11 protein-coding genes and 1 pseudogene are annotated in these 12406 nt (G+C 65.0%); 9 read left to right on the plus strand and 3 right to left on the minus strand.

Features of this window, described 5'->3' with window-relative positions:
- Positions 1 to 33: 33 nt before the first annotated feature.
- From OHD58_RS07415 to cysK, 7 genes and pseudogenes are all read left to right on the plus strand, one after another.
- Positions 34 to 711 carry a hypothetical protein gene (locus OHD58_RS07415; protein WP_263802449.1) on the plus strand — a complete coding sequence of 226 codons (678 nt, stop codon included), beginning with the start codon at positions 34 to 36 and terminating at the stop codon, positions 709 to 711.
- A 108-nt stretch (positions 712 to 819) separates the two neighbouring features.
- Entirely contained in the window at positions 820 to 1308 is a 489-nt protein-coding gene (dut, locus tag OHD58_RS07420) for a dUTP diphosphatase (RefSeq protein WP_263802450.1), read from the plus strand.
- A 145-nt stretch (positions 1309 to 1453) separates the two neighbouring features.
- Positions 1454 to 2251, plus strand: coding sequence for an isocitrate lyase/PEP mutase family protein (locus OHD58_RS07425; RefSeq protein WP_263802452.1), 798 nt, complete (start codon positions 1454 to 1456; stop codon positions 2249 to 2251).
- Between the two features lie 91 nt (positions 2252 to 2342).
- A complete protein-coding gene (locus tag OHD58_RS07430; RefSeq protein WP_263802453.1) occupies positions 2343 to 3347 on the plus strand; it encodes a proline racemase family protein in 1005 nt (334 codons plus the stop codon).
- A gap of 111 nt (positions 3348 to 3458) precedes the next feature.
- Positions 3459 to 4075: pseudogene (locus OHD58_RS07435) on the plus strand (LysE family translocator).
- An 84-nt stretch (positions 4076 to 4159) separates the two neighbouring features.
- Positions 4160 to 5038, plus strand: a complete 879-nt coding sequence (locus OHD58_RS07440; protein WP_263802455.1) for an alpha/beta fold hydrolase — start codon at positions 4160 to 4162, stop codon at positions 5036 to 5038.
- Between the two features lie 69 nt (positions 5039 to 5107).
- Positions 5108 to 6073, plus strand: coding sequence for a cysteine synthase A (cysK, locus tag OHD58_RS07445; RefSeq protein WP_263802456.1), 966 nt, complete (start codon positions 5108 to 5110; stop codon positions 6071 to 6073).
- Positions 6074 to 6085: 12 nt separating this feature from the next.
- Here the strand turns inward: cysK and OHD58_RS07450 are convergent, their stop codons facing one another.
- From OHD58_RS07450 to OHD58_RS07460, 3 genes are all read right to left on the minus strand, one after another.
- On the minus strand, positions 6086 to 7213 hold the full coding sequence (locus OHD58_RS07450; RefSeq protein WP_412177183.1) for an amidohydrolase: 1128 nt from the start codon (positions 7211 to 7213) through the stop codon (positions 6086 to 6088).
- A gap of 132 nt (positions 7214 to 7345) precedes the next feature.
- Positions 7346 to 8596 carry an RNA polymerase sigma factor gene (locus tag OHD58_RS07455; RefSeq protein ID WP_263802458.1) on the minus strand — a complete coding sequence of 417 codons (1251 nt, stop codon included), beginning with the start codon at positions 8594 to 8596 and terminating at the stop codon, positions 7346 to 7348.
- Between the two features lie 6 nt (positions 8597 to 8602).
- Positions 8603 to 8956, minus strand: a complete 354-nt coding sequence (locus OHD58_RS07460; protein WP_263802460.1) for a YciI family protein — start codon at positions 8954 to 8956, stop codon at positions 8603 to 8605.
- Positions 8957 to 9200: 244 nt separating this feature from the next.
- On the opposite strand from OHD58_RS07460, the gene OHD58_RS07465 reads away from it, so the two are divergent.
- On the plus strand, positions 9201 to 10160 hold the full coding sequence (locus OHD58_RS07465) for a TAXI family TRAP transporter solute-binding subunit (protein WP_263802461.1): 960 nt from the start codon (positions 9201 to 9203) through the stop codon (positions 10158 to 10160).
- 97 nt (positions 10161 to 10257) lie between these two features.
- Positions 10258 to 12366 carry a TRAP transporter permease gene (locus OHD58_RS07470; protein ID WP_263802462.1) on the plus strand — a complete coding sequence of 703 codons (2109 nt, stop codon included), beginning with the start codon at positions 10258 to 10260 and terminating at the stop codon, positions 12364 to 12366.
- The last annotated feature ends 40 nt before the right edge of the window (positions 12367 to 12406 follow it).

Consider the following 12406-nt stretch of genomic DNA (forward strand, 5'->3'; position numbering starts at 1 on the left):
TATCCTTGATGAACTCTGGACAGGCGATTGCTCATGAAAACTGTGTTTCGCCATGTGGTGTTGCCGTGGATGGTTGCCGCCATAATCCCGGCGCCGGCGTTCGCCGGGGACAAGTCCGAGGCGCTATACGAGATCACGCTCGACATCGACAAGGACGGCAAGAGCGATCGGGCCGTGCTGGTGCTCGTCGGCCCCGGCCGCACCGATTTCAACCCCTTGACCCAGGAGCGCTACGGGCTGAGCGAGGAGGAGAACGTCGACCTCCACATCTATCTGGGCACCGGCGACGACAAGCTCGATCTGTCGCGCGCGCCGACCTTCATGAAGAAGGCGATTATCGATCGTGATGAAACCAACTGGGTCCAGCCGCTCGAAAAGAACGACGATGGGTCGCTTGTCCTCACCTCCGTTTATGGCTGGGGTGCCCGCAAATCATGGGGCGAGAGCCTGACGATCGTCCATCGTGGCGGCGATTTTCTGGTCGGCGGCTATGCAAAGGACTGGGAGTGGGCCAACGAAGTCCGCAAGGCAGACGGAACGTTGGACGTTGAGACGGCCATTGGCGGCTGCGACATCGACTTCCTGACCGGCAAAGCGGTCGCGTCGCAAGGGCTGGACGAGGAGGAAACCCCGATCGAAGGCAAATTCACGCCGGTGAAGTTTGCGGACTGGCCGGCTGGAAAGCTGCCCGAGGCCTGTGAGGTGCAGTGACGTTTGCGCCGCCGTACATGGCGCGCGGGAACCATGCTGAAAGAATCCCGTTGAAAGAACCGGCTGCCAATTGACCGCGCCGGCCGCAGCCTAGATAGGATCGTCGCCATGCGACTCGCTCCGTCCTACACTTCGCCCGTTTCCGAACCGGCCGTCGGTTTCGTCCGCCTGCCGCACGGCGAGGACCTGCCTTTGCCGGCCTATGAGACGGCGGGTGCGGCGGGCATGGATCTGCGGGCGGCGGTCGCCGATGACCGCCCGATCCTGATCCTGCCGGGCAAGCGTGCACTGGTGCCGACCGGCCTCGTGCTTGAAATCCCGGAGGGTTTCGAAGGCCAGGTCCGTCCGCGCTCCGGTCTCGCGTTCAAACACGGCATCACCTGTCTCAACACGCCGGGTACCATCGACAGCGACTATCGCGGCGAGGTGAAGGTGCTGCTGATCAATCTCGGCGACGAGGATTTTGCCGTCATCCGCGGCATGCGCATAGCCCAGATCGTCTTTGCCGCGGTCAGCCGCATGGCGACCGATGAGCGCAGCCTCGCCGGCGCCACCGCGCGCGGCGCTGGCGGGTTCGGTTCCACCGGCACCGCCTGATGGCGCCGCTGCCGGCGGCGTCCTGTTCGATGATGTGCGGCAATTGTCAGGAGTGATCGGTCTGGACCAACCCACGAGGTTTGCAGCGCCCCATACGCGCCGTTAGGCTCATTCCATCTTCACTCCCATTAACGAGGGCCGTCCGATGGACAAGGGCAAGATTTTCCGCGACCTTCACGCCTCCACCTTCATCATTCCCAATCCGTGGGACATCGGCACCGCCAGGCTGCTGGAATCCTCGGGCTTCAAGGCGCTCGCCACCACCAGCGCCGGTTATGCCTTTTCGCGCGGACTGCCGGATGGCGGCGTCGGTTTCGAGGCGATGATCCAGCATTGCCGTGAACTGGCGGGCGCAGTCGGCGTGCCGGTCTCGGCCGATCTGGAAAAGGGCAAGGGCGACAGCCCGGCCAGCGCCGGCGAGACGATCTTCGCCGCGGAAGCGGCCGGCCTTGCCGGTTGCTCGATCGAAGACCACACCGGCGATCCCGACAAGCCGATCTACGAGTTCTCGCATGCGGTCGAGCGCGTCGCGGCGGCGGTCGAAGCCGCGCGCGCCCTGAAGCGCGACTTCGTCTTCACCGCCCGGGCCGAGAACTTCCTCTGGAACCGCCCTGATCTCGACGACACGATCAAGCGGTTGCAGGCCTTCGAAAAGGCCGGCGCCGACGTGCTCTACGCGCCGGGCCTCACCGACGTCGAGACGGTGCGCACGATCTGTTCGGCCGTATCGAAGCCGGTCAACGTGCTGGTGGTGCCGGGTTTTACGCTGGCAAACCTTGCCGAAGCCGGCGCCAAGCGCATTTCGCTCGGCTCCAAGCTGACCACCTACGCTTTCGGCATGCTGCAGAAGGCATCGCAGGAGATGCTGGAGAAGGGCACGTTCGACTTCGCTCGCGACGGCATGCCGTTCGCAAAGCTCCAGGGCATGTTCACGAAAGCCTGACACGCCAAGCGGAAGCGGTGCAGACGCGCCGCTTCTGCTTGACAATTTTGCGCGCTGCCTGTGCATTCCGGCTCCATTGGAGAAGGCCGCGATGCAAGCACTTTCCGTCATCGACATGCATACCGGCGGCGAACCGGTCAGGATCGTCACCGCCGGCTATCCGGCTGTTCCCCCGGGCACCATCCTCGAAAAACGCGCCTGGGTGCGCGACAACCTCGACCATCTGCGCAGAATCCTGATGTTCGAGCCGCGCGGCCACTACGATATGTACGGTGCGCTTCTCGTCGAACCTGACCTGCCGGGCGCCGACCTTGCCGTTCTGTTCATGCACAATGAGGGTTATTCGACCATGTGCGGCCACGCCGTGATCGCGCTTGGCCGCTACGCCGTCGATCAGGGCATCGTGGTGGCAAAGGAACCGCTGACAACGGTCAACATCGAATGCCCGTGCGGCATGGTCGTCGCCTCAGTTGAAGTGACGAAAGGCAAGGCAGGTGCCGTTTCGTTCGAAAGCATGCCGGCGTTCCTGTTTGCGCGCAACGCGGAAACCGATCTTGCCGGATATGGCGCCGTCGCCTTCGACGTCGCCTATGGCGGCGCCTTCTACGCGCTTGCCGACTGCCGCCAGTTCGGCCTCGAATTCGGCCGCGACAGGGCGCGTGATTTCGTCGACGCCGCCACCGCGCTGACCGAAAAGCTCAAGGCGGAACTACCGCTGTCGCACCCGGATTCCGCCGACCTGGCCTTTCTCTATGGCACCATTCTCGACGATGGCGGCGATGGTTCGGACGGCCTGCCGACGAAAAACGTCTGCGTCTTCGCAGACGCCGAGGTCGACCGCTCGCCGACCGGTTCAGGCGTCACCGCGCGGCTTGCGGCCATGCACGCCAAGGGTCTGGTCGCGGAAGGCGAGACGCGGCTTTTCGAGAGTATCGTCGGCTCGCAATTCACCGGCCAGGTGGCGCGCCAGGCCAAGCTCGCGGACGGCAACCCCGCCATTGTCGCCCGCGTCGGCGGCCGCGCCTTCTACTCCGGCAAAGCTGAGTTCCGGGTCGAAAGCGACGATCCGCTCGGCGGCGGGTTTCTGGTGCGATAGATCCTTCTGGCAGCGCCATCGATCAAAATCGTTGATGGTTCGCATCGCAAAATCGAACTCCTCACCGCGGCCCAACTGGGATACAAGGCCGTCCGTTCGGAGTTTTCACCCATGACCCTTGCCGGTTTCATCACCTACAGCGGCGCGCTGGCGCTGGCCGCGGCGATTCCAGGACCTGGCGTCACCGCGCTTGTCGCCCGCGCACTCGGCTCCGGCTTCCGCTCGTCGCTGTTCATGGCGCTTGGGCTGGTGGTCGGCGACCTGACCTATCTCACGGCTGTCGTGCTCGGCCTTGCCTTCGTCGCGCAGACCTTCGGCATGGTGTTCCTGGTCATCAAATGGCTGGGCGTCGCCTATCTCGCCTGGCTGGCCTGGAGCTTCTGGAACTCCGGCATCACCGCCGAGACGGTCGAGGCGAAGAAAGGCAAGGGCGGCGCGATCTCCAGCTTCCTCGCCGGCCTTACCGTTACGCTCGGCAACCCGAAGACCATGATCTTCTATCTGGCGCTGACCCCGACGCTGGTCGACCTGCGCACCATTACCATGGCCGACTACGGCATCCTCGCGCTCTGCACCATCGTCGTGCTGCTCGTCGTCCTGGTGCCGTATCTGGCGCTGGCGGCCAAGGCGCGCTGGTTCCTGCAGACGCCGCGCGCCTGAAGGCACTGAACCGCACCGCGGCGGCTTTCATGGCCGGTGCGGCCGCCGCCATCGCCGCGCGGCAGTAGGTGGCAATAGGCTTCGTATTGAAGACTGGCTGAAGCCGTTGCAAGGTACTACCTCGGTGTCGGCCTCGCGCAATGGGAGTAGACATGAAGCGCATCGTCGCCGGCGTTCTCGACATCGCCTATCTGGAGACAGGTCCCGAAGACGGGCCACCGGTCATCCTGCTTCACGGTTTTCCCTACGACGTCCATGCTTACACTGCGGCTTCGGAAATTCTTGCTGCTGCCGGCCGGCGTTGCATCGTCCCGTTCCTGCGTGGATATGGACCGACGCGGTTTCTCGACCCGGCGACGCCACGTTCCGGCCAGCAGGCGGCGCTGGCTGCCGACTTGCTCGCGCTCATGGACGCCTTGGCCATCTCCAGCGCCGTGCTTGCCGGTTACGATTGGGGCGGCCGGGCGGCTTGCATCGTCGCGGCACTCTGGCCGCAGCGGGCGCATGGGCTGGTGAGTTCCGGCAGTGGCTACAACATCCAGAACATTCCGCAAGCGGGGAATCCTGCCGCGCCGGAGGATGAACACCGTTTCTGGTATCAATATTATTTCCACTCCGAGCGTGGCCGCGCCGGGCTGGCACAGAACCGCGGCGACCTCTGCCGTCTCCTCTGGAAGCTCTGGTCGCCGACATGGGCGTTCGATGAGGAAACCTTTGCGCGCACCGCCGCGTCGTTCGACAATCCCGATTTCGTCGACGTGGTCATCCATTCATACCGCCATCGCTTTGGCGGCATACCGGGCGATCCAATGCTCGACGCGATCGAAAAGCAGCTCGAGGCACAGCCCGACATTGTCGTTCCCAGCATCGTGCTGCAAGGCGCGGACGATGGCGTCGACCCGCCGTTGGAACCGGACACCGATGCAGTGCACTTCACAAAATACGAAAAGCGCACCGTCGCCGGCGTCGGCCACAACATCCCTCAAGAGGCGCCAGAAGCTTTCGCCGATGCCGTCCTTGCGCTTGCGTGACCGCCCGCAGCCTGTTTTCTTCCGGCGGCGCTGTATGCTAACTGGCAGGCAGCATCAGGGAGTGAAGCGATGAGCACATCCAAGCCGGGTCGCGGCCGCATCTACAATTCGATCACGGAGACCATCGGCGATACGCCGTTGGTGCGGCTCGACAAGTTTGCGCGCGAAAAGGGCATCGTCGCCAACCTTATGGCCAAGCTCGAATTCTTCAATCCCATCGCCTCGGTGAAGGACCGCATCGGCGTCGCCATGATCGAAGCGCTGGAAGCCTCGGGCCGCATCAAGCCGGGCAAGACGACGCTGGTCGAGCCGACCTCGGGCAACACCGGCATCGCGCTGGCCTTCGCCGCTGCGGCCAAGGGCTACAAGCTGATCCTCACGATGCCGGAGACCATGTCGGTCGAGCGCCGCAAGATGTTGCTGCTGCTCGGCGCCGAACTGGTGCTGACCGAGGGCGCCAAGGGCATGAAGGGCGCCATCGCCAAGGCCGAGGAACTGGTCTCGACACTGCCCGACGCGATCATCCCGCAGCAGTTCGAGAACCCGGCCAATCCGGAAATCCATCGCCGCACCACCGCCGAGGAGATCTGGAACGATACGCAGGGCAAGGTCGACATCTTCGTCTCGGGCATCGGCACCGGCGGCACCATCACCGGCGCCGGCCAGGTGCTGAAAAGCCGTAATCCGGATATCCAGATCATCGCGGTGGAACCGGAGGCCTCGCCCATCCTGTCGGGCGGCCAGCCGGGACCGCACAAAATCCAGGGCATCGGCGCCGGCTTCGCCCCGAAGATCCTCGACACCTCGATCTACAATGAGATCGTCACCGTCTCCAACGACGATTCCTTCGCCAATGCCCGTCTCGTCGCCCGACTGGAAGGGGTCCCGGTCGGCATCTCGTCAGGTGCAGCCTTGCAGGCCGCGGCCGTCGTCGGTGCGCGGCCGGAAAATGCCGGCAAGAACCTCGTTGTCATCATCCCGTCCTTTGCAGAGCGCTATCTGTCGACCGCGCTGTTCGAAGGGCTCGGCGGGTAACCGCTTTCCGGCTCAGGCCTGTGGCAGGCGCTGGCGCGCGATCGCCACGTGGAAGCGGGTGCCATGCACCAGCGCGGCGTCGTTGAAGTCGAACTCGGGATTGTGCAGCGGTGGCGAATTCTCGCCATTGCCGATGAAGGCGAAGCAGCCGGGCACATGGTCGAGGAACCGCGCGAAATCCTCCGACGCCGTCATCGGCTCGCGTTCCGCCTTGATCGCCTCCGGCTCGAACACCGTCGCCGCCGCCGCGAGCGCTGCCCGCGTCGCCTCGGCGTCGTTGACCAGCGGCACGAATTCGCGCGTGTAGGTCATCTCGACATCGCAATTATAGGTGCGCGCGGTGCCCTCGGCGATGACACGCATTTCGCGCTCGATTGCGGCGCTGACCTCCGGCCTGAAACTGCGCGCATCGCCAAGCACGCGAGCGAACCCCGGCAATGCGTTGCGGGTGCCGTCGGTCAACAGCTCGGTCACAGAGACCACCGCTATGTCGGCGGGCGAAAGCCGCCGCGACACGATCGTCTGCAGGTTGACGACGAACGCTGCCGCAGCGATCAGCACCTCGCGGCCCTCATGCGGGCGCGACGCGTGGCCGCCGACACCGCGAAAGGCGACCTCGAAATTGTCCTCGGCCGACATGATCGGCCCGGGTCGGGTCTCGAACTGCCCGACCGGCACCCCCGGCATGTTGTGCAGGCCGTAGATCTCGTCGAAGGGAAAGCGCCGCATCAGCCCGTCCTCGAGCATCGCCAGCGCTCCCTTGCCCCACTCCTCCGCCGGCTGGAAGATGAACCGCACGGTGCCGTCGAAACCGCCTTCGGCGGCAAGCAGCTTGGCGGCGCCCAGCAGCATCGCCGTGTGCCCGTCATGGCCGCAGGCATGCATCACGCCGGAGTTCAACGAACGATAGGCCGGCGTGCCCTGCTCAGTGATGCGCAGCGCGTCCATGTCGGCGCGCAGTGCAATGGCGCGGTTGCCCGATCCGCGCCGCAGCGTGCCGACCACGCCCGTCCCGCCGACGCCTTCGGCGATCTCGTCCAGCCCGAACTCGCGCAGCTTCTGCGCCACGAAGGCACTCGTGCGGCTTTCCTCGAAGCCGAATTCCGGATGTGCGTGCAGGTCATGCCGCCAAGCGGTCATTTCACGGACGAGCGCGTCCTGGTCGAGGCTGCTCACGGTGTCTCCCTTCCGGAATGGGTCCGCCAGCTTCCCGCCGGGTGGCGTTTCCGTCGAGAGCCGCAGGCGACTTCCTGTTGGACCATGAGGCCGGCCTCAGGACAACAGGCCGAGGGCGGCACGGCGCTGCTTCAGGAACCGCCGCACGGCGGGATCGCGTTCCAGGCCGATCGACCGCTCATAGGCCGCATCGGCAGCCGCCGTATCGCCCAGCCGGGCCGACAGATCCGCACGGGCTGCCCAGTAGGGCTGGTAGTCGGCCAGCCGCGGATCGCCGGCGATGGCATCGAGTTCCCGCAAACCCTTCTCGGCGCCCTCGGCCTCGGCGATCGCCACGGCCCGATTGATGGCCACCACGGGCGAACCTGAAATCGCCGATAGCGCCTCGTAAAGCATGGCGATGGCGGCCCAGTCGGTTTGGCCGCAGAGCCGCCGCGCGACATGCGCCGACTGAACGGCCGCTTCGAGCTGGTAGCGGCCAACACCTTCCAGCGAACTCGCCCTGCCCAGCAACGCTTCCGCCTCGCCAATCAACGCCGCATCCCAGAGCTTTGTGTCCTGGTCCGCCAGCGGTACATAGTCGCCCGTCGCGTTGCGCCGGGCGCCTCGCCTCGCCTCGGCAAACAGCATCAGCGCCAGAAGGCCGAGCGCTTCCGGCTCGTCCGGCATCAGCGATGCCACCAGCCTCCCGAGCCAGATGCCCTCTGTCGCAAGGTTGCGCCGCCGGGTCTCCGTTCCGGCCGGATCGGTCCAGCCTTCCGCGAAGGCGGCGTAGATCGCTTCCAGCACGGCACCGAGCCGTTCGCCGAGGTCGGCGCGTTCGGGAATGCGGAAAGGAATGCCGGTATCGCGGATGCGGGCCTTGGCGCGCACCAGCCGCTGTCCCATGGTGGCCGGCGCCACCAGGAAGGCCGAGGCAATCGTCGCCGCATCGAAGCCGAGGATGGTCTGCAGCATCAGCGGTGCCCGCACGCCGGCGTCGATGGCGGGATGCGCGCAGGCAAACATCAGGCTGAGCCGTTCGTCGGGTAGTGTTTCGCTGTCCATTGCCGCTGCAGCCTCTTCCGCCATCAGCCTGAGCTGCGGTGCGGCTTCCGCGCTCGTGCGCAGACGGCGACCCGCATCGATGCCGCGCCGGCGCGCCGCGGTCAGCAGCCAGGCTTCCGGATGTCGCGGAACGCCGGTTTTTGGCCATGTGGCGAGCGCCGCCGCGAAGGCTTCGGACAAGGCATCCTCGGCGCCGGCGACGTCACGCGTGCGCGCCGCGAGAAAGGCGATCAGCTTGCCGTAGCTCTGGCGGGCGGTGGCCTCGGCCGCCGCCCGCGCCAGATCGTCCGAGGGCTGCATTCCTGCCTACATTTCCGTCGGCCAGATCGGCCGCACTTCCATCGTGCCGGTGCTGGCGGCCGGACAGCGTGCGGCCCAGGCGATCGCGGCGTCCATATCGGGCGCTTCGATCAGGTAATAGCCACCGAGTTGCTCCTTGGTGTCGGCATAGGGACCGTCGAGCACGTTGGTCTTGCCGTCGGACACGCGCACCGAAGTCGCCAGTTGCGTCGGTTTCAGCCTTTCGCCGCCGAGCCAGACGCCGGCCTTCTTCATCGCCTGCGTATACGCGGCATAGCCCGCCGACATCTGGGTGATTGCCTCCTTCGGCACCGGCGTCGTGGTGGTCTCGGTGCCGTAGATCAAGAGCATGTACTGCATGGTCGTCTCCATCGCTTGGTCGGCCGCTTGCTGCGTGCCGGACGAATGTCGCGCGAGCATGCCGCAATTCGACAGGCCGTCGAAAAATCTTTTACCCGGCCGGAGCCTTCCGCAAGCCCTTGCATAAATCCTTTGTCTAGTCGAAACGATTGCGGGTTGGCATTTGACGCCTGCCGACTAAACTCGCGCGGCTCGCCGCAGGTGGGGTCGGCGCGGCAAAGAGTTCTCAGGGAGGAAATACGGAATGTTCAATTTCAAGTCGAAAATTCTTGCCGCGGGCGCGATGGCGCTGTCGCTGAGCCTGGGCAGTGCCCCGGCCGTGGCGCAGGAGTTCATCAATGTGCTGACCGGCGGCACCTCGGGCGTCTACTACCCGCTCGGCGTCGCGCTGTCGGAAATCTACGGCAAGGGTATCGAAGGCGCGCGCACCCAGGTGCAGGCGACCAAGGCTTCGGTCGAAAACCTCAATCTCCTGCAGCAGGGCAAGGGCGAAATCGCCTTCGCTCTCGGCGATTCGGTGCAGGAGGCGTGGAAGGGCAACACCGAGGCCGGTTTCCCCGGCAAGCTGGACAAGCTGCGCGGCATTGCCGCAATTTACCCCAACTACATCCAGATCGTTGCCAGCCAGGAGTCCGGCATCAAGACCCTCGCGGACCTGAAGGGCAAGAGCCTGTCGGTCGGCGCGCCGGCCTCCGGGACCGAGCTCAACGCGCGCGCCATCTTCGCCGCCGCCGGCATGAAGTACGAGGATCTCGGCAAGATCGAGTACCTGCCTTTCGCGGAGTCTGTCGAGCTCATCAAGAACCGCCAGCTTGACGCGACCCTGCAGTCGGCCGGCCTTGGCGTCGCCTCGATCCGCGACCTGGCGACATCGCTCAAGATCAACGTTGTCGCGGTGCCCGCGGCCGACGTCGAGAAGATCGGCTCGCCCTATGTTTCGGTCGTCATCCCCGCAAACACCTATGACGGCCAGGCCGAGGACGTCCAGACCGCCGCGGTCGGCAATTTCCTGATCACCCACGACGGCGTTTCCGAAGAAGCAGCCTACCAGATGACCAAGTTGCTGTTCGAAAACCTGCCGGCACTTGCGGCCGCCCACGCGGCGGCCAAGGCGATCGACCCGGCCAAGGCACTCGACGGCATGCCGATCCCGCTGCATCCGGGCGCCGAGCGGTACTACAAGGAAGCCGGCATTCTGAAATAGGCGGATTTCCACCTCTTTCACAGGTTGAACCCGTCATGCGCCCCCTCTTGCCCAACGGCCAGAGGGGGAATTGAATCGAGAAAGGCTTGCTTTTCGAATGACCGCCACCGACTTGCAATCCGCTTCTTCCCCCGCGCCGTCAGACGAAATTCCGACTGAAGGTCTGCCGCCGGGCTGGGGCGATGGTTTTGCGGGTCGTGCGGCGTTCTCGATCGCCGTCGCGTTCTCCGCCTTCCAGCTCTACACCGCCGCCTACGGCAACCTGCCGAGCCAGGTGGTGCGGGCCATGCATGTCGGATTCCTGCTGCTGCTCGGATTCGCACTGATCGCCAATCTAAAGACGTCCTCGGCGGCAGCGAAAACCTGGTTCTGGGCCCTTGGCGTGCTGGGCTTTCTCACCGGCGTCTACAACTGGGTCTTCTACGAGGCGCTCCTGCGCCGCACCGGGTTTCTGACGACGCCCGACATCGTCGTCGGCACCATCGTTATCCTGCTTGTCTTCGAGGGTGCGCGCCGTTTGATGGGCCTGCCGCTGACAATCATCGCCGGCATCTTCCTTGCCTACTGTTTTTTCGGCAACCATCTGCCGCCGCCCTTCATCCATCGCGGCTACGATTTCGTCCAGATCATCGAGACGTTCGCCTACGGCACCGAAGGCATCTACGGCACGCCGATCTACGTGTCCGCTGCCTATATCTTCATCTTCGTGGTGTTCGCCGCCTTTCTCGAAAAGGCCGGCATGATCGCGTTGTTCAACGATTTCGCGCTGGGCCTTGTAGGGTCCTGGCGCGGCGGTCCGGCGCAGGTCTGCGTGCTGTCGTCGGCGCTGATGGGCACCATTTCCGGGTCCGGCGTTGCCAATGTCGTGGCGAGCGGCCAGTTCACCATCCCGCTGATGAAGAAGTTCGGCTTCCGTTCGGCCTTCGCCGGCGGCGTCGAGGCGACGTCGTCGATGGGCGGCCAGATCATGCCGCCGGTGATGGGCGCTGTCGCCTTCATTATGGCCGAGACGCTCAACGTGCCCTATGCCGACATCGTCAAGGCGGCGATCATTCCCGCCTTGCTCTATTTCGGCGCCTGCTTCTGGCAGGTCCATCTCGAGGCCGGCAAGGCCAACCTGCGCGGCATGGACAAAGCAACGCTGCCCAACCCGTGGGAGGCTGTGCGCCTGCACTGGCCGCTGGTGCTGCCCCTGGCGGCGCTCGTCTATCTGCTGTTTGCCGGCTATACGCCGATCTTCGCCGGCACCATGGGCCTGGCGCTGACCATCGTTCTGATCCTCGGTACGCCGCTCGCCGCGCTCATCGGCCCGCTGGCGTTCCGCATCGTGTTCTGGATCGCGCTCGGCCTCGCCGCGGCATCGTTCGTGGAATACGGTGTCGACATCCTTGGCCTTGTCATCATCGCGCTGGTTATCGCATGCGCCATGTTCAAGGGCGGTCGCGAAACCATCCGGATCTGCATCGACTCCCTGGCCGAAGGCGCTAAGAATGCGCTGCCGGTCGGCATTGCCTGCGCGATCGTCGGCATCGTCATCGGCACGTTGACGCTCACCGGCATCGCTTCCACCTTCATCGGCTTCATCATCTCGATCGGCGAGAACAATCTGTTCCTGTCGCTGGTGCTCACCATGCTCACCTGCCTGGTGCTGGGCATGGGCATCCCTACGATCCCCAACTACATCATCACCTCGTCGCTCGCCGGCCCGGCGTTGCTCGACCTCGGCGTGCCGCTGATCGTCAGCCACATGTTCGTATTCTACTTCGGCATCATGGCCGACCTGACGCCGCCGGTGGCGCTGGCCGCTTTCGCCGCCGCGCCCATGGCCAAGGAAAGCGGGCTGAAGATCGGCATTCAGGCGTCCAAGCTCGCCATCGCGGGCTTCGTCGTGCCGTTCATGGCCGTCTACACGCCGGCCCTGATGCTGCAGGATGCCGGCCCGATGGCGGCTGCCTACGGTTATCCGGTTGAGGTGGTCTATATCGTGCTGAAGGCCTGCCTCGGCATCGTCCTGTGGGGGGCGGCGGTCGTCGGCTTCCTGTTCGCCCGCATGGCGTTGTGGGAGCGCATCATTGCTTTCGCCGCGGGCGTGCTCCTGGTCATGGCCCTGCCGCTGACAGATGAGGCCGGCTTCGCGCTCGCGGTTCTGTGGATCGGCTTCCACTGGTGGAAGTCGCGGGCGACTGCTCCGTTGGCGCAAGGATGAAGCGCTCGTCCTACGCAGGCCGCCCCCTCCAGCGCCTTCG

Source organism: Mesorhizobium sp. ZC-5 (assembly GCF_025753855.1).
Lineage (GTDB): Bacteria > Pseudomonadota > Alphaproteobacteria > Rhizobiales > Rhizobiaceae > Neomesorhizobium.